Source organism: Paenibacillus sp. FSL W8-0194 (assembly GCF_037969745.1).
Lineage (GTDB): Bacteria > Bacillota > Bacilli > Paenibacillales > Paenibacillaceae > Paenibacillus_AQ > Paenibacillus_AQ cookii.
In genome coordinates this window covers 2125499-2150669 of sequence record NZ_CP150205.1, presented here as the reverse complement: position 1 = coordinate 2150669, position 25171 = coordinate 2125499, and the positions used below count along the sequence as shown (strand labels likewise).

At 55.2% G+C, this 25171-nt stretch carries 27 protein-coding genes; 1 reads left to right on the top strand and 26 read right to left on the bottom strand.

Features of this window, described 5'->3' with window-relative positions:
* Positions 1 to 174: 174 nt before the first annotated feature.
* From MKY58_RS09545 to mtrB, 20 genes are all read right to left on the bottom strand, one after another.
* Positions 175 to 1269, bottom strand: coding sequence for a prephenate dehydrogenase (locus tag MKY58_RS09545; protein ID WP_339324328.1), 1095 nt, complete (start codon positions 1267 to 1269; stop codon positions 175 to 177).
* Between the two features lie 25 nt (positions 1270 to 1294).
* A complete protein-coding gene (gene hisC / locus MKY58_RS09540) occupies positions 1295 to 2395 on the bottom strand; it encodes a histidinol-phosphate transaminase (protein ID WP_036710040.1) in 1101 nt (366 codons plus the stop codon).
* A gap of 24 nt (positions 2396 to 2419) precedes the next feature.
* The gene (gene trpA, locus MKY58_RS09535; protein WP_339324327.1) at positions 2420 to 3226 is read right to left on the bottom strand and encodes a tryptophan synthase subunit alpha; all 807 of its coding nucleotides are present in this window, start codon (positions 3224 to 3226) and stop codon (positions 2420 to 2422) included.
* On the bottom strand, positions 3223 to 4419 hold the full coding sequence (trpB, locus tag MKY58_RS09530) for a tryptophan synthase subunit beta (protein WP_339324326.1): 1197 nt from the start codon (positions 4417 to 4419) through the stop codon (positions 3223 to 3225). Before trpB ends, trpA begins: the two co-directional genes overlap by 4 nt.
* Complete coding sequence (locus MKY58_RS09525; protein WP_339324325.1) at positions 4416 to 5087, bottom strand: phosphoribosylanthranilate isomerase; 672 nt, start codon at positions 5085 to 5087, stop codon at positions 4416 to 4418. Before MKY58_RS09525 ends, trpB begins: the two co-directional genes overlap by 4 nt.
* Complete coding sequence (gene trpC, locus MKY58_RS09520; protein ID WP_339324324.1) at positions 5084 to 5905, bottom strand: indole-3-glycerol phosphate synthase TrpC; 822 nt, start codon at positions 5903 to 5905, stop codon at positions 5084 to 5086. Before trpC ends, MKY58_RS09525 begins: the two co-directional genes overlap by 4 nt.
* Positions 5895 to 6935: an anthranilate phosphoribosyltransferase gene (gene trpD / locus MKY58_RS09515; RefSeq protein ID WP_339324323.1), complete on the bottom strand. Its 1041-nt coding sequence runs from the start codon at positions 6933 to 6935 to the stop codon at positions 5895 to 5897. Before trpD ends, trpC begins: the two co-directional genes overlap by 11 nt.
* Positions 6936 to 6956: 21 nt before the next feature.
* Entirely contained in the window at positions 6957 to 8513 is a 1557-nt protein-coding gene (gene trpE, locus MKY58_RS09510) for an anthranilate synthase component I (RefSeq protein WP_339324322.1), read from the bottom strand.
* A gap of 429 nt (positions 8514 to 8942) precedes the next feature.
* The gene (gene aroH / locus MKY58_RS09505) at positions 8943 to 9317 is read right to left on the bottom strand and encodes a chorismate mutase (protein ID WP_339324321.1); all 375 of its coding nucleotides are present in this window, start codon (positions 9315 to 9317) and stop codon (positions 8943 to 8945) included.
* Positions 9310 to 10416 (bottom strand): 3-dehydroquinate synthase, encoded by a 1107-nt coding sequence (gene aroB / locus MKY58_RS09500; RefSeq protein WP_339324320.1) that lies wholly within the window; start codon positions 10414 to 10416, stop codon positions 9310 to 9312. Before aroB ends, aroH begins: the two co-directional genes overlap by 8 nt.
* A gap of 236 nt (positions 10417 to 10652) precedes the next feature.
* A complete protein-coding gene (locus tag MKY58_RS09495) occupies positions 10653 to 10835 on the bottom strand; it encodes a hypothetical protein (protein WP_339324319.1) in 183 nt (60 codons plus the stop codon).
* Positions 10836 to 10922: 87 nt separating this feature from the next.
* On the bottom strand, positions 10923 to 11687 hold the full coding sequence (locus tag MKY58_RS09490; RefSeq protein ID WP_339325100.1) for a protein-glutamate O-methyltransferase CheR: 765 nt from the start codon (positions 11685 to 11687) through the stop codon (positions 10923 to 10925).
* 62 nt (positions 11688 to 11749) lie between these two features.
* A complete protein-coding gene (ndk, locus tag MKY58_RS09485; RefSeq protein ID WP_036710027.1) occupies positions 11750 to 12193 on the bottom strand; it encodes a nucleoside-diphosphate kinase in 444 nt (147 codons plus the stop codon).
* Between the two features lie 116 nt (positions 12194 to 12309).
* Complete coding sequence (locus MKY58_RS09480) at positions 12310 to 13284, bottom strand: polyprenyl synthetase family protein (RefSeq protein WP_036710023.1); 975 nt, start codon at positions 13282 to 13284, stop codon at positions 12310 to 12312.
* Positions 13285 to 13416: 132 nt separating this feature from the next.
* Entirely contained in the window at positions 13417 to 14049 is a 633-nt protein-coding gene (locus MKY58_RS09475) for a flavin prenyltransferase UbiX (protein WP_339324318.1), read from the bottom strand.
* Positions 14046 to 14918, bottom strand: coding sequence for a UbiA-like polyprenyltransferase (locus MKY58_RS09470; protein WP_339324317.1), 873 nt, complete (start codon positions 14916 to 14918; stop codon positions 14046 to 14048). The genes MKY58_RS09475 and MKY58_RS09470 overlap by 4 nt, the downstream gene beginning before the upstream one ends.
* Positions 14911 to 15660 carry a demethylmenaquinone methyltransferase gene (locus MKY58_RS09465; protein WP_339324316.1) on the bottom strand — a complete coding sequence of 250 codons (750 nt, stop codon included), beginning with the start codon at positions 15658 to 15660 and terminating at the stop codon, positions 14911 to 14913. Before MKY58_RS09465 ends, MKY58_RS09470 begins: the two co-directional genes overlap by 8 nt.
* A gap of 9 nt (positions 15661 to 15669) precedes the next feature.
* Entirely contained in the window at positions 15670 to 16536 is an 867-nt protein-coding gene (locus MKY58_RS09460) for a heptaprenyl diphosphate synthase component 1 (protein ID WP_339324315.1), read from the bottom strand.
* Positions 16537 to 16671: 135 nt separating this feature from the next.
* The gene (locus MKY58_RS09455; RefSeq protein ID WP_339324314.1) at positions 16672 to 17226 is read right to left on the bottom strand and encodes a hypothetical protein; all 555 of its coding nucleotides are present in this window, start codon (positions 17224 to 17226) and stop codon (positions 16672 to 16674) included.
* 100 nt (positions 17227 to 17326) lie between these two features.
* Positions 17327 to 17551: a trp RNA-binding attenuation protein MtrB gene (gene mtrB, locus MKY58_RS09450; protein WP_036710013.1), complete on the bottom strand. Its 225-nt coding sequence runs from the start codon at positions 17549 to 17551 to the stop codon at positions 17327 to 17329.
* On the opposite strand from mtrB, the gene MKY58_RS09445 reads away from it, so the two are divergent.
* A complete protein-coding gene (locus MKY58_RS09445) occupies positions 17552 to 17788 on the top strand; it encodes a hypothetical protein (protein ID WP_339324313.1) in 237 nt (78 codons plus the stop codon). It begins immediately after the preceding gene.
* Positions 17789 to 18002: 214 nt separating this feature from the next.
* On the opposite strand, the gene MKY58_RS09440 is transcribed toward MKY58_RS09445, so the two are convergent.
* From MKY58_RS09440 to MKY58_RS09415, 6 genes are all read right to left on the bottom strand, one after another.
* Positions 18003 to 18275 carry an HU family DNA-binding protein gene (locus MKY58_RS09440; RefSeq protein WP_036710010.1) on the bottom strand — a complete coding sequence of 91 codons (273 nt, stop codon included), beginning with the start codon at positions 18273 to 18275 and terminating at the stop codon, positions 18003 to 18005.
* Positions 18276 to 18445: 170 nt separating this feature from the next.
* Entirely contained in the window at positions 18446 to 19432 is a 987-nt protein-coding gene (locus tag MKY58_RS09435) for an ABC transporter permease (protein WP_339324312.1), read from the bottom strand.
* Entirely contained in the window at positions 19422 to 20918 is a 1497-nt protein-coding gene (locus MKY58_RS09430; protein WP_339325099.1) for a sugar ABC transporter ATP-binding protein, read from the bottom strand. The genes MKY58_RS09435 and MKY58_RS09430 overlap by 11 nt, the downstream gene beginning before the upstream one ends.
* A gap of 134 nt (positions 20919 to 21052) precedes the next feature.
* Positions 21053 to 22126 (bottom strand): sugar ABC transporter substrate-binding protein, encoded by a 1074-nt coding sequence (locus MKY58_RS09425; protein ID WP_212946833.1) that lies wholly within the window; start codon positions 22124 to 22126, stop codon positions 21053 to 21055.
* 256 nt (positions 22127 to 22382) lie between these two features.
* Positions 22383 to 23861: a stage IV sporulation protein A gene (gene spoIVA, locus MKY58_RS09420; protein WP_036710007.1), complete on the bottom strand. Its 1479-nt coding sequence runs from the start codon at positions 23859 to 23861 to the stop codon at positions 22383 to 22385.
* A gap of 502 nt (positions 23862 to 24363) precedes the next feature.
* Complete coding sequence (locus MKY58_RS09415) at positions 24364 to 25131, bottom strand: hypothetical protein (protein WP_339324311.1); 768 nt, start codon at positions 25129 to 25131, stop codon at positions 24364 to 24366.
* Positions 25132 to 25171 lie beyond the last annotated feature (40 nt).

Below are 25171 nucleotides of genomic sequence, written 5' to 3'. Positions count from 1 at the left end.
TGGATAGGAGTGGAGAGAAACCATACTGTACTTTTATTATATGTATCCGTTTTCATTTTGTCAACCCTATATTCAAACTTCATTTCAAAAGCTATAAATAAAGAAAAAATTGTACCGTACATCACGTTTTGAGACGTTTTTTCCGCCCTTAGAAAAAGAAATAAAAAAACCGGATTACAGCGAAATGCTGTAATCCGTGTTGTTCAGCAGTTCTTTGGCCCGCTCCATATCGCTTTCCTGACGGAAAGACAGCCGCATGATGCCCGGCACATCCTCCCTGCTTTCGATAATTTGGATATTGCTGAGGTTGATATGGTTTTCCCCGAGGATGGTCGTGATTTTGCCGATAATGCCCGGATGGTCAGGAACGTCGATATACAGGTCGAACGTCGAAGCGATCATGCCTTTGCGGCGCTCCGGGAGCTCGCTCCGGAAGTCGTTCGCTTTGGCGAAGGCTTGTACGATCCCTTCCCCGTCCTCCTGCTTCAGCAGGTTGACGAATGCCGAAATACCGTTGTTCCAATCCGAAAGCATCTGCAGCATGACGTCCCGGTTATTCAATAAAATGTCGCGCCAAATGATCGGATCGCTCGAGGCGATCCGCGTAATGTCCCGGAATCCGCCGGCCGCAAGCTGCCGGTACAACGGATTGTCCTTGTTGTAGTCGCACACCTGGTTGACGAGCGCAACGGCAATGACATGCGGAAGATGGCTGATCGCCCCCACGATGCGGTCATGCTCCACGGGATCGACTTTTACGATCTGCGCCCGCGTGTAGCTGAGAAGGTGGACCAGCGAGTCATACACTTCTTCAGGCAAACCCGGCGGCGGCGTCAACACGTAGTAGGCGTTTTCGAACAAAAGCGGCGTCGCCGCTTCGACCCCCGAGCGTTCCGAGCCGGCCATCGGATGGCCGCCGATGAAATAAACGTCCTCCAGAGCCAGCTTCTCGGCGGCAAGCGCGATGCTGGCCTTCGTGCTGCCGACGTCGGTGATGATGCAGCCTTTTTTTAATGGCAGAGTGCTGAGCTTCGTCAAGTATTCGTCGAGATTGCCGACAGGCACGCACAAAAAAATGAAGTCGGCATCAAGTGCCGCTTCCTCGATCGACAGCGTGGCCTGGTCGACAACGCCGCGGCTTATATATTTATCCGCGGATGCGGGACGGTGGGCATGGCCCACGACGGTAATCCCCGGCTTGCCTTTAAAGCAAAGGGCCAGGGAGCCGCCGATCAGTCCCACTCCGAAAATAGCGATTTTCGTCGTCATGGTACCTCACTTCATTGTTCGCATCCTATTGCACATGAGCTGTTTCCGCGTTTAAGACCTGCTCAAGGGCATGAATAAATGCTTTATTTTGTTCTGGAGTGCCTACGCTCACCCGGATATGGGTCGGATATTTGCTGTGGCCTGCCCGGATGATCACGCCCTTGCGGAGCATGGCTTCGAAAACTTCTCCGGCCGGCTTGCGCACGTCCACCATGATGAAATTGCCGTGAGCCGGGAAATAATCGAGTCCAAGGCGGTCGAATTCGGCCTGGATCTGTTCGATGCCGGCCCGATTCGCCGCACGGCATTTGGCAATGTAATCCTGATCCTTCAAAGCCGCTTTCGCCGCGGCCTGAGCCACGCGCGTCGTGTTAAACGGTTCGCGTACCTGATTGATCAAACGAATGACCTCCGGCTGGGCGACGCCGTATCCGATGCGCAGCGACGCCAAACCGTAAATTTTGGAGAACGTGCGCAAAACGACGACGTTCGGATACTTTTCGATATATCGGATGCCGTTCGGGTAAGAAGGATCCGTCACGTACTCGAAATAAGCTTCGTCAAGGACGACCATGACGTTCGAAGGCACTTTCTCGAGGAAAGCCGTGACCTCCTGCTCCGAAAGAAGCGTGCCGGTAGGATTGTTCGGGTTGCACACCCAAATGATTTTCGTGCGATCGTTGACCTTGGCCAGCATCGCATCCAAATCATGTTTCCCGTCCACGAGCGGCACTTCAACGGTGACCGCCCCTTCGATATCCGCGTTGCTCTTGTACACGGAGAACGTTTGGTCGGCCATGATCGTCTCGTCGCCCGGCACGTAGAATGCCCTGGAGATCAATGCGATGATCTCGTCGGAGCCGCAGCCGAAAATGATTTGGTCGGTATTCACGCCGAGGTGCTTCGCAAGGTCGGAAGTCAGCTCGACGGCGCCTCCGTCCGGATAAAGGCTGATATGTTCAAGCTCGGCCACGATAGCTTCTTTTGCTTTGGGCGATGCGCCGTACGGGTTTTCGTTGGACGCCAGCTTGACGACTTCGTCCAAGCCGAGTTCCCGTTTGACGTCTTCGATCGGTTTTCCGGGCTGATACACGGGAAGATTTCCAATTTGGGATTTAGGTCTCACAATAACCACTCACTTTCAGCAAATTTATGCTTTTAATTGTGACACAAACTTGCGTATTTGCAAGAGGCCATCTTGGCGAGTGTCCGCATTTTGCAGAAGGGGGATGGTTTCTTCGATGGTTCGCACGATGGCGCTGCCTACGACAACGCCGTCGCAGATGCGCGAGAAACGCTCGGCCTGTTCCCTGTTCGAAATTCCGAAACCGATGGCGACCGGCGTGTCCGTAAATTCTTTGACCTGGCCGATGAACTCCTCGACGCCTTCAAAGAAACTGGACCGTTCCCCCGTCACGCCCAGCGAAGAAACGCAATAGATGAACCCTTTGGCCCCCGCCACGATGCTCTTGATTCTTTCCTTCGAGGTCGGCGCCACCAACGGGATGACATGGATCTCCGCGGCTTCCGCCCGGCGAAGCAGCTCCGCCGATTCCTCCACCGGCAGATCCGGTATGATCAGACCGCTGATGTCATGTTTCTTCACCTCATCGAAAAACCGGTCCAAGCCGAACTGCAGCACGGGATTGTAATACGTAAAAAGGATGAAAGGAAGCTTTACCCCGGCGCTGCGCGCTTTGACGGCGGCTTCCATGCAGGATCTGATGTTGACCTGATGCTTCAAAGCCCGCTGGGAAGCGCGCTGAATGACGGGTCCGTCGGCCAGAGGGTCGGAATAAGGGACGCCCAGCTCGACGATATCCGCTCCGGCCGCTTCCAATTGCGCGATGATCTCCACCGACGTCTCCACATCGGGATCGCCGATGGTCAGGAAAGGGATCAAGGCGGTCTCCCGCGCTTCCTTTAATCTGGAAAAGGTTTGGTCGATCAAGTTCATGCCTGTTTCCCTCCCGTGTACGCCATAATGGATTCAACGTCTTTATCCCCGCGCCCGGATAAGCAAATGACGACGAGGTCTTCGCTGCCGAGGCTTGGCGCCATTTTGACCACCTGCGCGATCGCGTGCGCGGATTCCAGCGCCGGGATGATTCCTTCGGTACGGCACAGCAGCTGCAGCGCGTCAAGCGCCTCCTGGTCCGTAACCGGCACGTATTTGGCCCGTTCGATATCCTTCAAATACGAATGCTCGGGTCCGACGCCCGGATAGTCCAGGCCCGCGGAGATCGAAAATGCCTCCTGAACCTGTCCGAACGAATCCTGGAGCAAGTAACTCATCGAACCTTGGAACACCCCTTTGGTCCCTTTGCTCATGGTTGCCGCATGAAAAGCCGTTTCGACGCCTTTGCCCGCAGCTTCAACTCCGATCAGCGCCACGCCCTTGTCCTCAATGAACGGATAAAACATGCCGATGGCATTGCTGCCGCCGCCGATGGCCGCGACGACATGATCCGGAAGGCGCCCTTCGGCTTCTAAAATCTGGCGGCGCGTCTCGTCCCCGATGATCCGCTGGAAGTTGCGCACCATCATCGGATACGGGTGCGGCCCGACGGCGGAACCCAAAATGTAAAAGGTGTCGTCGACGTTGCTCACCCAATACCGGAGCGCCTCGTTGCCGGCATCCTTCAACGTCCGCGATCCCGAGGTCACCGGTACGACTTCGGCCCCGAGAAGCTGCATCCGGAATACGTTTAATGCTTGGCGCTTTGTGTCTTCCTCGCCCATGAACACTTTGCATTCCATGCCGAGCAGCGCGGCGACGGTGGCCGTGGCCACCCCGTGCTGGCCGGCTCCCGTTTCGGCGATCACCTTGTTTTTGCCCATGCGTTTCGCCAATACGCCCTGCGCCAGCGCGTTGTTGATCTTATGCGCCCCGGTATGGTTCAGGTCCTCGCGTTTCAGATAAATTTTGGCCTTGCCCAGATGTTTGCTCAGCCGCTCCGCATAATATAGCGGGGTTTCCCTTCCCGAGTACTGCTTCAACAGATAGGAAAGCTCCTCCTGGAAGGAAGGATCCTCCGCATAGCGATGATAAGCTTCCTCGAGCTCTATGAGTGCATTCATCAGCGTTTCCGGAACGAACCGTCCTCCGAATTCGCCAAAACGTCCATTTTGATCCGGCAATTGAGTCATGCCTGCTTCACCCTTTCCACAAAAGCTGCAATTTTTTCGAGATCTTTCGTTCCGTTCGTTTCCACGCCGCTGGATACGTCGACGCCGTCCGGCGCATAATCCCGTACCAAACCCGCGACGTTGGAAGCGTTCAGCCCCCCTGCCACCAGCAGCGGAATTCCCTGCTTCCGGGTCCATTTTTGATATGCGGGGATTTTATCCCAAGCAAATGTGGTCCCCGATCCGCCTCCGTATTGGGGTTCGAACGTGTCCAGCAGCAGCGCGTCGATCGCCCCTGCATAGTCCTGAATAAGGATCGGATTCCCGTCCGATCGGTGCTGGGGCTCGACGGAGACGACTTTGAACAACTCCGCTTGAAAACGGTTTTTGACCTCCCGGCAAAAATCTGGGCTTTCCTGTCCGTGAAGCTGGATCACGTCCAGCGCGACCCGGGACATGACGTCCTCAAGCCGCTCCATGTCCGGATTGACGAATACGCCTACGGTGCGCGGGGCGGGAACGCCCTCCCAAGCCTTGGCGGTTTCGGCCATCTCGGCTGCCGCGCCGGGCGATACTTGCCGCCGGCTTTTGGCAAATACGAAGCCGATATAATCGATCGGCAGGTTATTCATAGATTTTAGCACTTCAACGCTTTGAAGTCCACAAATTTTTACCTTCGTTTTGTTCATGTTCGGTACACGCCGCCTTCCTCCGTAACGGGGCCCATCAAATCCCGAACCGCAGCCCCTACGTCCTGCTGGCGCATGAAATACTCCCCGATAAGAACGCCTGTCGCCCCTGTTTTCTTGAGGAACTCCATGTCGGGCACCCCGGAAATGCCGCTTTCGCTGATGACGGGCACGCCGTCCGGTACCAGCTTGCTCAGCGTCTCGGTGGTTGTCAACGAGGTTTCGAACGTGTGCAAATTGCGGTTATTGATGCCGATCAACGCGCCGTCCGCAAGGTCAAGCCGAAGCACCTGCTTCATCTCTTCCTCGCTGTGCACCTCGATCAGCGAATCGAGGCCTATGGAGGCCGCCGTTCTCATATACGATGAAATCTGTTCCGGCGTTAGAATGGCGGCGATCAGCAGGATCGCGTCGGCGCCGAGCAGCCGGGCTTCATAAATTTGAAGCTCGTCGATGATAAAATCCTTCCGGAGCAGCGGCAGGCTCACGGCCTCGCGCACCGCCTGCAAATACTCCCCTTTGCCCTGAAAATACGGCTCGTCGGTCAGGACCGACAGGCAGTCCGCTCCCGCTTCTTCATAATCAAGCGCGATCCGGACCGGATCGAAATCGGGGCGGATCAGCCCTTTGGAAGGGGATGCCTTCTTCACTTCCGCGATGAGCCCCATGTCCCGCTTTCTCCCGGCCGTCAGCGCCCGCGCAAAACCTTTGGTCGCGGGCATGTTCGCAATGGCTTGCAGCGCATGGTCTACCGATAAACGTTCCGCCAGCTTGGCTGCTTCCTCCCGTTTCGTCACGACAATTCGATCAAGATACATAACTCAGCTCTCCCGTCATTTGAATCAATTGCTGCAATTTAGCATAAGCACTTCCGTTATCGATCGCTTTCGCGGCGGCATGAACGCCTTCGGCGATGCTGTCCGCAAGGCCGGCCACATAAATGCATGCTCCGGCGTTGGCGAGCACAACGTCCCTGTACGGGCTTCGTTCGCCTTGAAGCACGGACTCGACGATCCTGGCGTTTTGCAACGCGTCCCCGCCCAGAACGGCCTCCAGCGGATGCACATCGAGACCGAGATCGTGGGGGTGGATTTGGTAGGTCCGCACCGCGCCGTCCCGCAGCTCCGAGACCTGGGTCGGCGCCGAAATGCTGATTTCGTCCAGCCCGTCGTGGCTGGTTACGACAAGCGCCCGTTTGGAGCCGAGCTCGCGAAGCACCTCCGCGATCGTTTCCGTCCGGTTGCGGTCGTAGATCCCGAGCAGCTGCCGATCCGCTCCGGCCGGGTTCGTCAGCGGCCCCAGCATGTTGAACACCGTCCGGACCCCAAGCTCCTTCCGCGGCGCCGCCGCATGTTTCATGGACGGATGGTACAGCTGCGCGAACAAGAAGCAAATGCCGATTTCATCAAGGCAGCGTTTCGCCTGCTCGCTGCTCAGATGAATATTCACCCCGAGCGCTTCGAGCACGTCCGCGCTGCCGGCGCGTCCGGAGGCCGAACGGTTTCCGTGTTTGGCCACGCGCACCGAAGCCGCGGAAGAGATGATGGCCGACGCCGTGGAAATATTGAATTTGTGGATGCCCGACCCGCCCGTTCCGCAGGTGTCCAGCAGCTTTTCGTTGTCCGCCTTGACCGTGCTGGCCACGTTCCGCATCGCTTCCGCGAAGCCCGTAATCTCATCGACCGTTTCGCCTTTGATCCGCAGCGCCATCAGCACCGCGCCAATCTGCGATTGCGTCACGCTGCCTTCCATGATGGACGACATCAGCTGCCGCGCTTCCTCGCGCGTCAAATCGCGCCCTTCGATCAACCGGTTTAAGCATGCAGGGATAAATCCGCCCGTACTCATACCTCATCTCCTCCTTCGGGTTTATGGCGTATATTCATAAAAATAATCCTGATTCAGCTGCTCCGGCATCGCCTGATCGGCCTGCGGGAACATCGCTTCGGCCACGCGTATCGACTTCAGCAGGGCTTTCGCCTTGTTGAGCGTTTCTTCGTACTCCCTCTCGGGCACCGAATCCCACACGATGCCCGCCCCGGCCTGAACGAACGCTTTTCCTTTGCGGAAAATGATCGTCCGGATCGTGATGCAGGAATCCATATTGGCGTTAAATCCGAGATACCCGATCGCTCCCGCATAAGCTCCCCTGGCTTCCCGCTCCAGTTCGGCGATGATCTCCATGGCCCGCAGCTTCGGAGCGCCGGAGACGGTTCCGGCCGGCAGGCAGGAAAGGAAAGCGTCAAAAAAGTCCTTATCGTCGCGAAGCGTGCCGGAAACGTTCGAGACCATATGCATGACGTGGGAGTACCGTTCGATTTCCATGAACATGTCGCATTTGACCGTTCCGAACTTCGAGACGCGCCCCAGATCGTTGCGTCCCAAATCGACGAGCATCAAATGTTCGGCGCGTTCCTTCTCGTCCGCCAGGAGCTCCTGCGCCAGCCGTTCGTCTTCGTGCTCGTCGCTCCCCCGCGGGCGCGTCCCCGCTATCGGCCTCGTCTCCACGCGGTCGCCTTCGACCTTGACCAGCGCTTCCGGCGACGTGCCGACGATGATCTCCTCATGCATTTTCAAGTAGTACATGTAAGGCGACGGATTCAATGTCCGCAGCACCCGGTATACATGCAGCGGGGAAACTTCGGTTTCGATGTGGAAACGCTGGGACAACACCACCTGAAAAATGTCCCCTGCCCGTATATATTCCTGGGCGCGCTCCACGTTTGCCATATACTGCTCTTTGGTCATGTTGGATTTGATGTCGCCGAGCGGGATGTCTGCCGGAATCGGACGACCGTTCACGTTCTCCCGCGGCCCATGGCTTTGCAGCTGCTCCGCGATTCGGTCCAGCTTCCCGTCGAGCTCCGCGTATTTGCGGCGGATGTCCTCATCCGTGTCGCCCGGATTGACATGCACGTTGCCTACCAGCAAAATCTGCTGCTTCACGTGATCGAATACGATGACCGAATCGCAGAACATAAACCGGATGTCGTCCATGCCCAGGTCATCCACCGCATGCGCCGGCAGTTTCTCGTAATATTGCAGCAGATCGTATCCGAAAAATCCGATCGCCCCGCCTGTAAACGGCGGCAGCTCTTCGTGCTTCGGGCTGCGGTACCGGCGAAGCAGCTGCTTCAGCTCTTCCACCGGCCTGCCTTTCATCGTTTCCTTGCTCCCTTGGCGCTCCAGCACGATTTCGCCCTTTTTGCCGTAAATCATCATAAACGGATCGGTGCCGATAAACGAATATCGCGCCCATCTGCTGCCGCCCTCCACGCTTTCGAGCAAAAACGCGCAGTCGCGCCCGGCGTACCGCTGGAAAATTCGGATCGGGGTTTCCATGTCGGCAAGCAGCCTTTTTACGACGGGGATCAAATTGTATTCGCGGGACAGCTTCAAAACCTGTTCAACGCCCGGATTCATCATTGGCCATATTCCCTCCTTCAGGTTGTAAGGACTTCATGTCGGCAGCGAATCGAGTTTTTTTGATGTTGGACAGCAAAAAACCCTCTACCGAAGTAGAGGGTTTGACGTTCATTAAGTATATGGAAAGAGGGGTCCGTCAGCAGATCGGCTTCAACGGCGCCTTGCGGATCTATTGCCTGCAATCGGACAAAAAACCTTCAAGGGGCGTTAAAACGAATGCCCGACACGTTCCAAGTTGCGATTCATATGGACTCGGCTCTTCTATACTCAACTAAGCTCAACTAAACTCTACTCGTCTCATGATTAACCGGAATCTCCATCCCGGTTCAATCCTGTTTCGATTCCTGCAAAGGACTCCCTGTTGCTCGAACCATTAACCTACACTATACAGGATGAAACCTGTCCTGGCAAGCATCCTTCCAAAAAAAGTTAGGATTTGGGAGCTGCCAAATCCGGGCGCAATTTTTGGGCCTCGTTCAAATACACGTGTTTCATTTCGCGTTGGCTTTTTTCGGTGTTCACCTGTACCATCAGCCGGACGCAGCGCGGAAGGCTGCCCTTCACCGGCACCTCCACGGAACACATCAAAGGCACCATCTCCCAGCCTTCGAGCTCCCGGATCGCTTTGGCCGGGAAGGCCGCGTCCAGGTCCTGGGTAAGCGTGATCCACACGCTGCAGATATCTTCGGGATCGATTTGGTTCCGCTCGACGATTTCGCGCATCAGAACGACGGTCTCGTCGAGAATTTCCCGCTCGTCGTTATGCCGGACGGTCGTGGCGCCCCTTATCCCTCTGTTATACATTGGCTTTTCCTCCTTTTCTAAGCTGCTTCAGGATATCTCTGACCAGCTGCTGCGGAATATCCTTCACGATGCTGACGGAGCCGATGGCATCCGGTACGATGAATACCATCGTGTTTTCCTTGAACTTTTTGTCATGCATCATCGCTGCCATCAGCTCGTCTTCGCCCAAATGGTCGGGCAAAATGACCGGCAAATTCAACGCTTTCAACATGGCCGTCGTGTCTTCGTACAGCCCTGTGCCGCGGCCGAGCGCCTCGGCCAACAGGGCCGAGCCGGCCATCCCGATCGAAATGGCTTCGCCGTGAAGGAATTCGCCGTACCCGGCGACCGCCTCAATGGCATGGCCGATCGTATGGCCAAGGTTCAATATGGCCCGCAGACCGCCTTCGCGCTCGTCCTGGGACACCACCTCCGCCTTGATGGCCACCCCGCGTTCGAGACCGTAGCCCAGCGCTTCCCGGTCGAGCGAAAGCAGTTCCTGCGCATGGTCTCTGCACCAGTAGGCAAATGCGGCATCCCGGATGAGGCCGTGTTTGACCATCTCCGCCAAACCCGCGGACACTTCGCGCGGAGGCAGCGTCATCAACGTGTCGAGGTCGTACAGCACGAACTCGGGCTGATGGAAGGCGCCGATCATGTTTTTCGCCAGCGGATGGTTCACGGCCACCTTGCCCCCGACGCTGCTGTCATGGGCCAGCACCGTGGTCGGCATTTGAATGAATGCGATGCCGCGCATATAGGTAGCGGCCACGAAACCCGCCAAGTCCCCGACGACGCCGCCGCCGAGGGCAATGACCGAAGATTTGCGGTCCAAGCCGCCTTGGATGGCCGAAGTCATGACTTCCTCGAACACCTGCAGCGATTTGGAGCTTTCGCCCGATTTCACCACCGAGACGACCAGGCGAAAGCCGGCTTTCTCGAGCGTTGACTTCAGCGTATCCAGATGATGCGGGGCGACCTTGTCGTCGGTGACGATCAGATGCGGGCTTTTGACGGACAAACCGTGTTTGACCAGAAACGATCCCGCCTGCGGCAGCAGTCCGGTGCCGATATAAATCGGGTACGAGCGTTCTCCCAAATCCACATGTACCGTTCTCATATTCGCAACACTCCGCTTGCGATGAAGTTAGAAACACTCATGTTGCTTTCCCCCTTTAAACTGTTAAACGGTAAACGACTAAAATCCGATGATATCTTTGCCCATTATAATATTTAACGGTAGGCCCTGTCACGCGTTGATTCAAAATTTGCCCGCCAGAGCACGATGGACGCAAGCTGTTGCCTGTAAATCCGCATACAAAAAAAGCCGGCCCTTTGAAATCAAGGGTCGGCGTCTTATTCTGCGCTGCTGCCGTTTGCGGTGAGTCTGCCGGCGGGCTTGGGGACGTTCTCCAGGTTTTCCACGGAATCCTGCACCATCCGACTTAGCCGGATATCTTCGATGCCCAGAATTTGCCCGCATTCCTGAATCGTAATAAACCCGCGGCGGTACGCGGTAATGACCTGGCGTTTGTCCATGAATGATACGAACCTCCACTTTTGTGAGTTCCCATGTCAATCATAGTATCGGTTTGAACCGGCCTTCATTATACCTGCAATGGAACGTCAGCCTTTTTTCCGGTAAAAAAACGTTTCGGTCGGCTCGAGCCCGTATTGTCCCGGCGAAAAAATTTGCTCCGTGCTGCCGACGAACAAATACCCGCCCGGGCGGAGCGCTTCCGCGAATTTGTGGTACAGCTTGGATTTGGCTTCCTCCGTAAAATAAATCATGACATTTCGGCAGACGATCAAGTCATGTCCCTTTTCGAACGGGTCAAGCAGCAGGTTTTGCTTGCGGAACTCGACCTTCTTTTTCAGCAGCTCGCTGAATTTGAACAGGGCTCCATCCTGCGTAAAATAGCGGGCGGCGACGTCCTGCGGCACATCCTTGAGGGAACGCTCCATGTAGAGCCCCTGCTTGGCTTTGGCCAAAGCGCCTTCATCGATGTCGGTCGCAACCAGCTTGGACGCATCCAGCAAGCCTTTGCCGTCGAGGATCATCGCAAGCGTATACGGTTCTTCCCCCGTGGAACAGGCCGCGCTCCAAACCTTAAGCCCCCGCGGACTTCCGCTGGCCAGCTCGGGAAGGATGATATCCCGCAAAACCTCCCAGCGGTTCGGGTTGCGCCAAAATTCGGATACATTGATCGTCATCCGGTCCAAAAATTCATAAAACAAGGATTTGTCCTTGGAAAAAGCCTCGAAAAAAGCGGCGAAACTCGTGTAACCGTTTTTAACGCGGAGCGTGGTCAAACGACGTTTCATTTGCGCTTCCTTATATTCCGACAGATCGATGCCGGTGCTTTGCTTTACGTTTTCGATGAACATCATATAATCGCGGTCCGGCAGGGAAGTTCCGGCAGATTCCCCCCCGGTCGGCGGATACGGCTGCTTTACGTCCACGGCGAGATGGTCTTGTCGTATTCCACCAGTTCATGCGCTTCAAAAAAATTCGCGATCTCGCGCGCGCTGCTTTCCGGGGAATCGGAACCGTGGATCAGATTATGCGGGGTGTGCGAAGCGTAGTCGCCGCGGATGGTGCCCGGCTGCGCTTCCTTCACGTTCGTTTTCCCCATCAGCATCCGCGACAGGGCGATAATGTCGTCGCCTTCCCATACCATGGCGAAGACGGGGCCGGAAGTAATAAAGTTGACCAGGTTATCGTAAAAATCCTTGCCTTCATGTTCGGCGTAATGGCGTTTCGCCTGTTCCTGCGACACTTGCACCAGCTTGCCTGCCACCATTTTGAACCCTTTGTCTTCCAGTCTTGCGATGATTTTGCCGATTAAACCACGTTGTACTCCGTCTGGCTTGACCATTAAAAAAGTTCGTTCCATAAACTCACTCTCCTATTTTGACTCAAGTCGTAAGGTTAAGTATGGCAATCTTACAATATATAAAATCAGACTGATATTAACTTCGTCATACCTGCACTGGAAGGCGGCAAGGTGCTTCAATAAGAGCGTTTGGTCACGAAATGGGCGATGTCCCTCAAATTTTTCTTCGTCCGGTTATCCGGGAGACGCTCCAGCGCGCCAAGCGCTTTTTTTATGTAACGATCCGCCAAGGCTTCGGCCCGCGAAATGCCGCTGCTGGACTTGATCATCTGAATGGCCCCGGTCACGTCGCATTCCCCGTTGCGTTCGCGGATATAGCCGATTTCCCGCAACAGGGGAGCCTTGAGCTCTTCGTCCTGGAGGGCAAAAATGACCGGCAGCGTAATGTTCCCCTGCCGGATGTCGCTTCCCGGAGGTTTGCCGATCTGTTTTTCCGTCCCGCACAGGTCCAGCAGGTCATCCTGGATTTGAAAGGCCATGCCGACGTTGTATCCGTAACGGTACAGCAAATTGGACACCTTCTCATCCGCGTCGGAGGCCACGGCTCCGAGCTGGCAGCTGACCGCGATCAGAAGGGCGGTTTTGCGGCGAATCCGCAGCAGGTAGCGGCGCACGCTTTGCTCGGTATTGAAAAAGTCGCGGATCTGCTCCATTTCGCCGATGGACATTTCGACCATCGCTTTGGACAGGATTTGATGGATTTGCGGTTTTTCCAGCTGCGCTGCGATCATGAGAGCCCGGGCATAGATATAGTCGCCGGTGTACATCGCGATCCGGTTGTCCCATTTGGACTTGACCGTCAACTCCCCGCGGCGGGTATCCGCGTCATCGATCACGTCGTCATGAACGAGAGAGGCCATATGGATCAGCTCCAGCGGAACCGCCACATGCTTAAGCTTTTCCAAGTCGTAGTTTCCGAACTTCCCCCCCATCAGCACGAACACGGGGCGCAGCCGTTTGCCTCCCGCCTTCAGCAGATGCATCGACGTTTCGTTCAGCAGCTGATGCTCTCCTTCGATGCTGCGAAAGAGCTCGTTTTCAATGTAGTTCATATCTTTTTTCAGTAAGCCGAATATGTCTAATCTTTTCATTCCTTCACCCGTGTCAGCGTATTCTCAATCCGCATTTCCCTTTTGCAGCAGCAGAATTCGAGTTGTTTTCATGCAATAACCAGTTTTAGTTCATCATAGCACAGTTCATACGCAGATGACACTGTACCGGATTCAGGGTTTTTCCCGCTTGTGCGCGGCCTGCCCGCCGTCCCAGCGGGTAAACAGCCGATGTTCGATCCGCAGGCTGTCCAATATTTTGCCTACCTGAAAATCGACCAGATCGTCGATCGTTTCGGGATGAAAATAAAAAGCCGGCATGGCCGGAATCATTTTCACTCCGAGCCGGGCAAGCTTCAGCATATTTTCCAGATGGATGGCATGCAAAGGCGTTTCCCGCGGCACCAGGACGAGCGGTCGCCCTTCCTTCAGCATGACGTCCGCCGCCCGCGTCATCAGATTGTCGGAGGCGCCGCTGGCCACCGCGGACAACGTGCCCATCGAACAAGGAACGATCACCATGCCTTCGACCTGATAGGAGCCGCTTGCAATGGTCGCGCCGATGTCCGCGATCGCGTGGTACGTCAGCTCGCCCGGAAGCCCGCCGAATTTGTCCTGCAGCGCCTGCTCCCGCCTGGCGGCATTCCATCCAAGTTCCTCGCCGAGGACCCGCCAGCCCGCATTGGAGACGACCAGATGAACCGGGTAACCTTCGCTTAAAAGAACCTCGATCAGGCGCACGCCGTAAACCGAGCCGCTAGCTCCCGTGATTCCGACGACCCAGCCCCGTTTTTTCGCATCGATCAATGGAACTGCACCACCAAGTCAATCAGCGTAAAGACAAAAACAACGATACTAAGCACGCTGTTCATGGTGAAAAACGAGGTCTGCAGCTTGCTCATATCATTTGGCGACAAAATGAAATGTTCATAGAATAGGATAAAATACGAAATGACCATCCCGGCGAAATACCACCAGCTCAAATCCGTCGCAAAAAAGAGGATGATAAAACCTGCCGCCGTGACCATATGAAAATATCTTGCGATTTTCAACGACCCGTGCAGGCCGAAGCGGGCAGGAATGGAGAACAGCCCTTCCTTTTTATCGAATTCCATGTCCTGAATCGCGTAAATCACGTCGAAACCCGCCGTCCAGAACGCGACGGAAACGTAGAGCAAAAGCGCCGTCCAGTCGATGTTGTTCGTCACGGCCACCCAGCCGCCCAGCGGAGCCAGCGCGATCGTAAGCCCGAGAATCAAATGGCAAAGCCATGTAAAGCGCTTCGTGTAAGAATAGAATACAAGGAAAAAGACCGCGATCGGAAGCAGCTTTACGGCAAGCGGGGACAATTCGAACGCCGCCCAGAACAACAATACGAAACAAACGATCGTAAACACGATGACTTCGGCCGTTTTGAGAAGCCCTGCGGGAATCGCCCGCCCGGCCGTGCGGGGATTCTTTTTATCGATGACTTGGTCGATCATCCGGTTCAAACCGAATGCGGCGCTCCGCGCCCCGAACATGGCCATCAATATCCAGCCGATTTGCGCCCATGAAGGCAGGTGGCCGTTTACGGTCACCGATCCCAGAATGGCCCCCATAAACGCAAACGGAAGTGCGAACAACGTATGTTCGATTTTGATCATTTCCAAAAAAACGCCGATTTTCTTAAACATGCCGATTCTCCTTAATCCCAATATGTAGTGCCGCGATGCCGCCAGTCAGGGGATAGGCCTTGACATGCTGTAACCCGACGTCCCGGAATATCGACGCCAGCTCCTCCCTTCCGGGAAAAAGCGCAAGCGAATCCGGCAGCCACTTGTACTGCTCGTATCTTTTGGCGAACAGTTTGCCCAGATTGGGCAGTACCTTTTGAAAATAAAAATAATAAATGCCTTTGAACGGCTGCCATGTCGGCTTGGACAATTCCAAGCAAACGACCATGCCGCCGGGTTTGACCACGCGTTTCATTTCCTGGAGCACCTGCACCAGATCCGGCACGTTCCGAAGGCCGAAACCGATCGTCGCATAATCGAACCGGTTATCCTCGAACGGCAGCTCCATCGCATTCCCCTGCACCAGCGTGATCTGGTTTTCGAGATGTTTGGCCCGGACCTTGCTTTCCCCTACCTTCAGCATGTTGGGGCTAAAATCAAGTCCTACCACTTGGCCGGTCCGGCTGGCCTCAGCCATACTGAGCGTCCAGTCGCATGTTCCGCAGCACAGGTCGATGGCCGTATCCCCGGGCTTCATCGCCATCTTCTTCATCGTGAATTTGCGCCAGGCCTTGTGCCTGCGGAAACTTAAAATGTCGTTCATGATGTCGTACTTGTGAGCGATGCTTTCGAATACGGATTGGACATGGTCGTATTTGTGGTCCTCCGTATGCGTTTTGGGCTCCGAAGCATTGATATTCATTAAGCAACCCTACCCTTCTCCGACGGCCGAACCGGAAGCGTGCAGCTGACGCTGGAACGGCTCCAGAACCTGTCCGATCTCGCGGAGGCAGCCGTCGCTTTTGGCGTTTTTCAAAACGGATTGGACGCCGTTTACCGCTTGACGCAGCCGTTCGGCCATATGCTCGGCCGCTTTGTATTTCAGCATCAGCTTTTTCCAGTCCTTGTTGTCGATTTTTCGTTCTCTCAGCGCCTCTTTATCCTCTTCATTGGCAACATCCAGGATGTGCCAGTAAGAGTAACTGTAAAGAAACGGTTCGCCGCCGCTCCGCTGCATTTCCCTCGCCACGGTTTCACATTCGCTGACTTTGCGCAACAGAGTGCCCCACAACTCGTGGAGGGATTCTTCCAGCAGGGGCGTAAAAGAAAGAAACAGCTGCATATTCAGCTGCACCGTATGCCGCAAATATTCTTCTGCCGACAATAACAGGCTTTTCATTTTGCCGTACAAGTTCATCTTCAGCACATTTACGTCGCAAATGGCTTGGCTTAGGCGCGAAACGGCTTCGATTTGTCCCTTCTGGGACAAGAGCTGATAAAACCGGCTGCTGAAATAGTCTCCTGCGAGAACCTTCAGCTGGCGGGAACGCATAAAGCCTTCGCCCGGTTTGTCCTTTTGCGTATCAATCGTTTCATGCGTATCTATACCTAATTGAACGAGGGAAGTCACCAGCGAAAACAGCTCGCTGTGCATGCCGTGACTGCTGGTTCCCTGGTTCAGGAAAATGTATAAAAGCTGAACACGAGCGTCTGGAAAAGGCGGCAGCTCCGTATGTTTTTGGATCATGTCGTATTCGACATATTTCTTTGCTAGTTGGGGTACGCGGTACGGTTTCATCGTCAGCCTCCGAGCCTTATTTCTCTTGAATCACTTGCTAATCCGACGAACAAGATCATTTGTTCACAATCTTTTCTATTATATCACATGTTTTTTCCCCACGCACGGGTGGGGAAGCCTTATTTTTATATATATCTACCCGCTAAAATATCCGCCGTAACGCTCTTTCCACAACAGGGTTTCGATCACGTGCAAACGGCTCTTTATGTATTCGGGCAGCGCCGCTTCTCCCGTCAGCCGGAGTTCGCGGTACATGGCCGAATCCCATGCGCTTCGTCCCGTGTCGGCCGCCAGGAGGAGATGGCGCGTATCAAGCCACGGATCCTCGGCCATCAGCCTCAGCTTGACCTGCTGGACGTTGCTTGTGCCCGAGAAGCAAAACGACAGGATTTCGGCGATGTTTTTGTACATTTCCGTTCGCGTCGTTTCGGGAGCGGGTACCGTCAGGTCGATGGATATCACGGGGGCATGCCATTCCACGCGGCGGATCGCCAGCGTCAAAGGCAGCGAATGCAGCACGTCGACGATGTTGTCGTCGCTCAATTCCCAGCCCTGCCGATGCAAAGCGACCGGCATCACCTGTTTGGGACGGGCCGGGGCGGCATCGGCATGCGGGGTTGCCCAAAATAAAGGCGGCGCCGTTCCCAAAGCAAGGATGAGCGCGGCGCATGGCAGGATATAACGGGTCATCTGGTAGTCCTCCTCGCTTGTTCGGTACCTATAGTTTAAGCTTCATTCCCGGAGTCCATACCTCGATTACCCAACGAAAAAAAGCAGGCTATGCCTGCATTTAGCTGTCGCTTTCGATCACCCCGTGCTTGGTTTGAACCTCCGCCTTGCCGCGGATTTTCATGGCGGACGTATGATCCGTGAACTGCGCGATCAAAACCTCGCCTTTATCGAGCTTTTCCGTATGATGGAATTTCGTATCAGTACCGCGGGTCAGCCCGATCACCTGCACGCCGTTTTCTTTGGCCTTCACGACGATGTAATCGTTGTTGTTCGGATTTTCCATATGAATTCCCTCCTTCCGCCATCATCTGCGCGATCGATTCTTCTCGTAAAATTCGATGCCGTCCTGGGAAAGCTAATCAAGCAATATACTAAAAAAGGAGTTCATTACGAACCGGCGCCGCTGGACGAAGAAACGATTTCGAAGCTCCGGGAGTATGAACGCCAGATCAGCCGGGAAGCAGGTTATCCCGTCGTCCTGATCGCATACGCGGACCAAGACCAACCCGCATCCCAATGAAGTACGCTTGAAAACTCCCCCCGGCCGGTCCCTCTAGATCCGTCTCGTACCGTCCAGACAGAAAAGAAAAGGCCGTGAACGCCTGCGCGTCAAATCGGGTTGAACCGAAAAGCTTTGCAGGTACCCGAAACGCTGCTGCGGATCAAGATCTGCAGCGGCAGCCGGGTTCATCACGGTCTTTTTCTCACCAGCTTATTGGAAATATGTAGAAATCTTATTTGATTCCGTCTTTGAGCGCTTTGCCTGGTTTGAAAGCAGGGATTTTGCTCGAAGGGATTTCGATTTCTTCACCGGTTTGCGGGTTGCGTCCTTTACGGGCGGAACGCTCGCGAACTTCAAAGTTGCCAAATCCAACGAGTTGGACTTTGTCTCCGTTTTGCAGAGCTTGAGCGATCGCTTCGAATACCGCGTCAACGGCTTTCGTCGCATCCTTTTTGGACAATTCTGCAGTTTCAGCTACTTGGGAAATCAGTTCGGATTTATTCATGGTCATTTCACCTCCCCAAAGGTTCGATCGGTTGTTACTCACTCTTTCCGTTTTGCAGCAAAATATACGTTCATCTGCTGTTATTTACAGATAGAATCGCCGTAAAGCCAGTACAGCCGCAGGCGCGGACAAACTTATAGTAATACAGCGCCATTATAATTTCAAGAGTTTTAAGCTTTGGAACGGTTCAAAACATAAAAAGTGACGGCAAGCGCCAGCACAAGCACCGTTCCTTTGATAATGTCATGCGTAAAATACTGCATGTTCATCATCGTCAAGCCGTTGACAAGCACGCCGATCAGCACGGAGCCGATGAAGGTGCCGATGACGTTCGGCTTTCCCGCGCCAAAAACCGAGAAGCCGACGAAGACGGCGGCGACGGATTCCATCAGCAGCGGCGAACCTGCGTCGATTTGCCCCGAGCCGACGCGCGACGCATACAAAATGCCGCCGATGGCCGCAAAAATGCCCGATGCAACGTAGGCGAGGGTGCGGACTTTGTTCACCTTGATCCCGGAAAGACGCGCCGCCTCCTCGTTGCCGCCGGTGACGTACATTTGCCTGCCGTATTTCGTGCGCGTCAGGAAAATATGGGCCGCCGCCACGGCAATGATCAACAAAACGGCGGAGATCGGGATGCCGAACCACTTCCCCTGCCCCAGCTGAAGGAAAGCGGCGCTCATTTCCCCGGGAGCCTTGGTGCCGTCGGGAAATTCCATATGATTATAGATGTTGTAGCCCTGCGCATAGGTTTTGTGGATGCCGCCGACGATGTACATCACCGCAAGGGTCGCCAGCAAATCCGGTATCCGCAGTTTAACGATCAGCAAAGCGTTCAGCAGGCCGATAAGCGCCCCTGCAAGCAAAGAGACGATGATCACGACGTAAACGGGCTGCTGGTACCAGATCATCAGCGAAGCGGCTCCTACGGTCGTCAGAGAGACGGTGGAGCCCACCGACAAATCGAAGCCGTCCACGACCAGGGAAAGCGTCACGCCGATGGCGACGAACGTCACGATCGTGATGGAGCCCAAAATATCGCTTAAGTTGCCGTAGGTAAAAAAGTAGGGGAGCCGGAACGAAAAAAAGGCGATCACCCCGATAATGACGACAACCGCCCCGTAACGGAACGCGTAATGCAGCAATTTATCCTTCATAATCTTCCTCCATGCCTCCGCTGGCGTAATATAAAAGCCGGGCCTGCGTGGCTTCGCCGCGCTTGAACACCTTGCTGACCGCGCCGTCCGCCATGACCGCGATCCGGTCGCCGATCCCGAGCCCTTCAGCCAATTCGCAAGTAAAATAGATGATGCCTTTCCCCGCTGCCGCGAGGTCGCCGATGATGCGGAAAATATCGCTTTTCGCCCCGATGTCCACGCCTTTGGTCGGCTCGTCGAAAATGAATACTTCGGCGCCGCTTTCAAGCCATTTGCCGATGGCCAGCTTTTGCTGGTTGCCGCCGCTTAAATAGAGGGCAAGCTGATCGCCCGAAGCCGCTTTGACGCCAAGCGAACGCGCGATGTCCGAGCTGAGGCGCTTTTCTTTTTTGAGGGAAACGAAGCCGAAACGGCTCACCCGGTCGAGAATGGGCAGCGTCAGATTCAAATCGACGGACTGATGAATGAAAATGCCCTGCTTGCGCCGCTCCTCGGGCACCAGCACGATCCCGGCCTTGACCGCGTCCGCGGGCTGCCGGAACGACAGCTTTTTCCCGCGCATCTCGATCCGGCCCTCTTCATGCTTGTCCGCACCGCCCAGTATCCGGGCAAACTCCGTTTTGCCCGCGCCGACGAGACCGACGACCGCGAGCACCTCGCCGCTTCGCACCTCGAGATCCGCCCCGCGGACTTTGTAGCCCCTCCGGATTCCTTCGGCTTTAAGCAGCGGTTCGCCGATCTTCGTCTCCCGTTTCGGAAATTCCTCCTCGAACGTTTTGCCGAGCATATGGCCGATGATGCCTTCGGCGCTGATGTCGGACGCGGGCCCGGAGTGGACCTTCTGCCCGTCCCTCATGACCGTCACCCAGTCCGCATGCTCCAGCACCTCGGGGAGCCGATGCGTAATGAAGATGCAAGCCACGCCGCTATCTTTTAATTCATGCATGATTCTGAACAGCGCTCTGCATTCGCCGTCGCTGAGCGGAGCAGTCGGCTCGTCGAAAATGATCGCCTTGGCGTCCTGCGCCACGATGCGGGCCAGCAGCACGATTTGCTTTTGCGCAAGGCTGAGTTCCGCGACCTTCCGATTCACGTCGATGTCCGCCCCAAGACGGGATAAAACGCTTTTCGCCCGCTTCGCCCGGTCCCCGGTCCGGATCCAAAGGCCCGATTCCTTGGAGGCAAGCGCGTCCAGCATCACGTTTTCCGCGACCGTCAGCTGCGGCACCAGAGCCGAATCCACCTCCTGGTAGACGCAGTGGATCCCGCTTTTTTTCGCGTCGGCGGGAGAGGCGATCCGGAGCGTCTTGCCATCCGCGGCTATGTCCCCGCCGTCCGCCCGGTAGGCCCCGGAAAGGATTTTCATCAGCGTGCTTTTCCCCGCCCCGTTAGCGCCGAGGAGCGCATGGATTTGCCCTCCCTTTGCCGTAAAATCCACCGCGTTCAGGGCCGGAACGCCGCCGAATTGCTTGGTGATCTTTTTCATTTCCAATTGGTATGAAGCTGTCAAAGCGGCCCCTCCTTTGTTCGCTCAAGGACTGTGGATCATCCTCATATGATTGAAAAGACCGTGCCTAAGCACGGCCTTTCAGCATGAAGCCCTGGCTTGACGTTCAGCCATTACTTGCCGTATTCCGCCATCCAATCCGCAAGGCCTTGCTTGCTTTCGCCCCAGCCTTTCACGTATTTGGACAGCTCCGTCGTCGAAATTTGCTCTTGAGGCAAAGCGTCGCGGGATACGTAAACCGGCTCCAGCACCACTTCGTCCTCGGTTTTGTCGCCATGCAGCTTTTGGTATCCGTATCTGACCTGGATGCGCCCGATGTCCTTCGGATCCACCGCGGCGGAGGCGACCCAAGGATTTTTCGGATCCTGGATCATCTGCAAATCTTCGTCGCTCATATCGATGCCGTATACTTTGATTTCGTCGCGTCCGGCTTGCTGGATCGCGCGGGCGGCCCCTTTGGCGAATTCGTCCCAGGCGGTCCAAACGGCCGAAATTTGGCCTTTCGGATACTGCTTCAGAATGGCTTCCATTTGCGTTTGCGTATCAAGGGCCGGATTTTGGGCCGTGCCGAACGTCGCGATCTCTTTGATGTCCGGGTTTTCCTGCATGAATTTGCTGTATGCCGTCTGACGGCGTTCCATCGGCGCGAAGCCGGCGACCCACACCTTGACGATATTGCCTTTGCCGCCGATGTCTTTTTTCATTTGTTCCAGCGTCAGCTCGGCCATTTTCCGGTCGTCCTGGGACAAGGTCGTAGCGCCCGCCACGTGGACGTCGGCGTCGAAGACGACGACGGGGATCTTCTGGGACACCGCCTTCTGAACGCCCGGCTGCAAGAGCTGATCGCCATGGTCCGTCAGGATCAGGTCAAAACGCTGGGTAATGGCGGAATCGAGCAAGGATGCCATCTTGGCCTTGTCGTTGCCCGCAACGAATTTCGTCAGCTTGCCCCCGAATTTTTCGACTTCCTCGGTGACGCCCTGCACGTACTGCTGCGAGAACGTGCCTGTGTTGAATTCCATGATGAGCGCCACGCGTTTGCCTGCCAAAGGCTTGTCCGCATTGCCGGCAGCGTCCGCTTCGCCGCCGACGGTCGATGCGTTTTTTTGCCCGCAGGCGCTTGCCAGTAAAGCCAAAACCAGGAATAATGAGAGCAATGCCGCATTTCTTTTTCTACCGAATCGCATCGGTTCTTTCCCCCTTCAACTCTCTACAATGTGAAAATGTTATACATAATATAAGGCCTAAAACCAAGTATGTAAATAGGTTTTTAATTATTTACGCCATATTTTTGCAAAATTCGACTAAAACCGCTTTTCTCATCGGTATGATGAAGTTAAAAAATGCTGGCGCGGCTGGGAATATCGACCGGTTTAATCCTGCAAACGAACGCAAAAAACCCCGCCGGCGGATGGCTCCGCCGGCGGGGTTTCGCATGCAGCGTTACAGAATGATGGCGATCAGGCCGCCCGATCCCTCGTTGATGATTCTGCCCAGCGTTTCCTGCAGCTTGTATCGCGCATTGTCCGGCATCATGGCGATCTTGCCTTGAATGCCTTCGCGCACGATCGAGTGCAGGGAACGTCCGAAGATGTCCGAATCCCAAATTTTGATCGGGTCGTTTTCGAAATCCTGGATGAGGTAGCGCACAAGCTCCTCGCTTTGCTTTTCCGTGCCGATGATCGGGGAGAACTCGGATTCGACGTCGACCCGGATCATGTGGATCGAAGGCGCCGTCGCTTTCAGCCTCACGCCGAAACGGGTTCCCTGACGAATAAGCTCAGGCTCATCCAACGACATTTCCGCAAGGGACGGCGCGGCGATGCCGTAACCGGTTGTTTTCACCATTTCAAGCGCTTCCGCGAACCGGTCGTATTCGCGTTTGGCATGGGAGAATTCCTGCATCAGCTGGAGCAGATGATCCTTGCCGCGGATTTCGACGCCGACCACTTCCATCAGGATTTGGTCATACAATTCATCCGGCGCGAACAAGTCGATTTCCGCCACGCCCTGCCCCATGTTCATGCCGCTGAGCGCGGCGCGCTGGATGAATTCGTAATCCATGAATTGGGACACGACGCGGTCCACGTCGCGCAAACGGCGGATGTCCTTGACCGTATCGCGGACCGAATTTTCATAGTTGCTCCGGAGCCAGTGCTTTTCGTTCAGCACCATCACCCAGCTCGGCAGATTGACGTTGACTTCATGCACGGGGAATTCGTAAAGCACTTCGCGCAGCACGCCTGTCACGTCGTCCTCCGTCATCGTCGCCGCGCTGAGGGCCATGACCGGGATGTCGTATTTGTCGGCCAGTTCGTTGCGCAGCTGCAGCGTTTCTTCGCTGCGCGGACGGGTCGAGTTGATGACGAGCACGAACGGCTTGCCTACTTCCTTCAGCTCGGCGATGACGCGTTCCTCGGCTTCCACGTAGGAGCTGCGCGGGATTTCCGCGATGGTTCCGTCGGTGGTGACCACCACGCCAAGCGTCGAATGCTCCTGGATGACTTTGCGCGTTCCGATTTCAGCCGCTTCCTGAAACGGAATCGGCTCCTCGAACCAAGGGGTGGAGATCATGCGCGGACCGTTTTCATCCTCGTACCCTTTTGCCCCCTCAACCGCGTAGCCTACGCAGTCCACCAGGCGGACGTTGACCTCCAGTCCCTCGGTTACCTTGATTTGCACTGCATTGTTCGGCACGAATTTCGGTTCCGTCGTCATGATGGTTTTGCCGGCCGCGCTTTGCGGCAGTTCATCCACGGCTCGTGCCCGGTCGGCTTCGCTTGCGATGTTCGGAAGCACGATGGTTTCCATGAACCGCTTGATGAACGTTGATTTGCCTGTTCGGACCGCGCCGACCACACCCAGGTAAATGTCCCCGCCGGTGCGTTCGGCAATGTCTTTAAAAATGTCCACTTTTTCCAAAAGAGATCCCCTCCTCATTTACTCCGAAGGAAAAATGCTTAAGAGCATCCCGCTTCGTGTTCCATCTGAAGCCTCGAGCCATTGCAACGGAATGGAGCCATACAATGTCGTCAGTAGTCCGCCGCCGGGGTCAGAATCGGATTGGAACGGCAAAGCGGCGATACTCGCTTTAGGCATTTGGACTAGTATCATATTATGTACCTATGAAAAACAATATGACGGGTATTTTGCAAAATCTCTTAACCTATAGAGAGTGTTCTAAAGCCCGTTCACGCCCGATTTCCGCCGCTCTTTAGCCCATTCCATAGATCCCGAGCTTTGCCCGGCCTCGTCATCCTTTCCAGTTATATGCGCCTTGCCGTCCATCTATGTAACTTATTTTGCGAAAACAAAGCGTGGAGCGCCGCTAAAAGAAGATTTTCTGAAGCCCTCCTCGAAAAATGCAAAAAGCCGCTCTTCGCAAGCGGATCGCTTGGAACAACGGCTATAGGAATCTATGGGGTTATTTGGACGAGGATCCGGGCGCGACGGCTACCGGCGCATCCCCGGACCATCGGTACGGCAGCGATTTGACGGGAACGTATTCCGATGCTTTCACCAGCTCTTCCCGCAAATCCTCCTCTTGGGTCGGCTTGAGGCCTTGCTTATCGATCAGCTGCATCATATCGAATGCGTAGTCGACGTAAACCGTGCCTGCCCGGTCCATGATAAAACGGACCTCCTGGCCGGAATAGACGCTTTTCAAACCGATATCCTTCAAACCTGCAAGCGAAGGGTCCACCGCATGAATATCCGGATAAACTTCGTCGCCGGCAGGGAGCTTCCCGTCGTGCGCAATCTTGTATTGGTTGACGAGACGCTGTACGTCGTTGACTTTTTGGACCGTGATCAGATCCATCACTTTGACCGTAGGTTTCGTTTCTTCGTCCTGAATGAGGAAGTAGGCGCTTCCGCCCTTCTCGAAGGCCGTCGACGGGATTTCATCGATGAATCCCTCTTTTTGCAGCTTATCCAGGTCGATCCGGAATTTCTCGTATTTCGGCGTGTCCTGGTCCGCGTTCAATATCGGCAGCAGACCTTTTTCTTTTTGATAATCGTCGATCGCGGACTGGATGCGTTTGACGCTTTCGCGATACGACACACTGTTTTCGTTTTTTTTCTCATCCGGGTACAAACATCCGGACAAGCTGACCGCAAGCAAAACCGCCATGATGGCGGCCGCGGCTTTCCGGAGGGTACCGGAACGTTTGGCGAAATGAGCCTGAGTCACAATCATCATCCTTTATGTCGTGAAAATGTCAAATCGGGCA

Excerpts from the sequence above, each read along its gene's own strand:
- MKY58_RS09545 (WP_339324328.1), bottom strand. The coding sequence starts at position 1,269 with ATGACGACGAAAATCGCTATTTTCGGAGTGGGACTGATCGGCGGCTCC.
- trpA (WP_339324327.1), bottom strand. The coding sequence starts at position 3,226 with ATGAACTTGATCGACCAAACCTTTTCCAGATTAAAGGAAGCGCGGGAG.
- trpB (WP_339324326.1), bottom strand. The coding sequence starts at position 4,419 with ATGACTCAATTGCCGGATCAAAATGGACGTTTTGGCGAATTCGGAGGA.
- MKY58_RS09525 (WP_339324325.1), bottom strand. The coding sequence starts at position 5,087 with ATGAACAAAACGAAGGTAAAAATTTGTGGACTTCAAAGCGTTGAAGTG.
- trpC (WP_339324324.1), bottom strand. The coding sequence starts at position 5,905 with ATGTATCTTGATCGAATTGTCGTGACGAAACGGGAGGAAGCAGCCAAG.
- trpD (WP_339324323.1), bottom strand. The coding sequence starts at position 6,935 with ATGAGTACGGGCGGATTTATCCCTGCATGCTTAAACCGGTTGATCGAA.
- trpE (WP_339324322.1), bottom strand. The coding sequence starts at position 8,513 with ATGATGAATCCGGGCGTTGAACAGGTTTTGAAGCTGTCCCGCGAATAC.
- aroH (WP_339324321.1), bottom strand. The coding sequence starts at position 9,317 with ATGTATAACAGAGGGATAAGGGGCGCCACGACCGTCCGGCATAACGAC.
- aroB (WP_339324320.1), bottom strand. The coding sequence starts at position 10,416 with ATGAGAACGGTACATGTGGATTTGGGAGAACGCTCGTACCCGATTTAT.
- MKY58_RS09495 (WP_339324319.1), bottom strand. The coding sequence starts at position 10,835 with ATGGACAAACGCCAGGTCATTACCGCGTACCGCCGCGGGTTTATTACG.
- MKY58_RS09490 (WP_339325100.1), bottom strand. The coding sequence starts at position 11,687 with ATGATGTTCATCGAAAACGTAAAGCAAAGCACCGGCATCGATCTGTCG.
- ndk (WP_036710027.1), bottom strand. The coding sequence starts at position 12,193 with ATGGAACGAACTTTTTTAATGGTCAAGCCAGACGGAGTACAACGTGGT.
- MKY58_RS09480 (WP_036710023.1), bottom strand. The coding sequence starts at position 13,284 with ATGAAAAGATTAGACATATTCGGCTTACTGAAAAAAGATATGAACTAC.
- MKY58_RS09470 (WP_339324317.1), bottom strand. The coding sequence starts at position 14,918 with ATGTTTAAGAAAATCGGCGTTTTTTTGGAAATGATCAAAATCGAACAT.
- MKY58_RS09465 (WP_339324316.1), bottom strand. The coding sequence starts at position 15,660 with ATGAATATCAATGCTTCGGAGCCCAAAACGCATACGGAGGACCACAAA.
- MKY58_RS09460 (WP_339324315.1), bottom strand. The coding sequence starts at position 16,536 with ATGAAACCGTACCGCGTACCCCAACTAGCAAAGAAATATGTCGAATAC.
- MKY58_RS09455 (WP_339324314.1), bottom strand. The coding sequence starts at position 17,226 with ATGACCCGTTATATCCTGCCATGCGCCGCGCTCATCCTTGCTTTGGGA.
- mtrB (WP_036710013.1), bottom strand. The coding sequence starts at position 17,551 with ATGGAAAATCCGAACAACAACGATTACATCGTCGTGAAGGCCAAAGAA.
- MKY58_RS09445 (WP_339324313.1), top strand. The coding sequence starts at position 17,552 with ATGAATTCCCTCCTTCCGCCATCATCTGCGCGATCGATTCTTCTCGTA.
- MKY58_RS09440 (WP_036710010.1), bottom strand. The coding sequence starts at position 18,275 with ATGAATAAATCCGAACTGATTTCCCAAGTAGCTGAAACTGCAGAATTG.
- MKY58_RS09435 (WP_339324312.1), bottom strand. The coding sequence starts at position 19,432 with ATGAAGGATAAATTGCTGCATTACGCGTTCCGTTACGGGGCGGTTGTC.
- MKY58_RS09430 (WP_339325099.1), bottom strand. The coding sequence starts at position 20,918 with ATGAAAAAGATCACCAAGCAATTCGGCGGCGTTCCGGCCCTGAACGCG.
- MKY58_RS09425 (WP_212946833.1), bottom strand. The coding sequence starts at position 22,126 with ATGCGATTCGGTAGAAAAAGAAATGCGGCATTGCTCTCATTATTCCTG.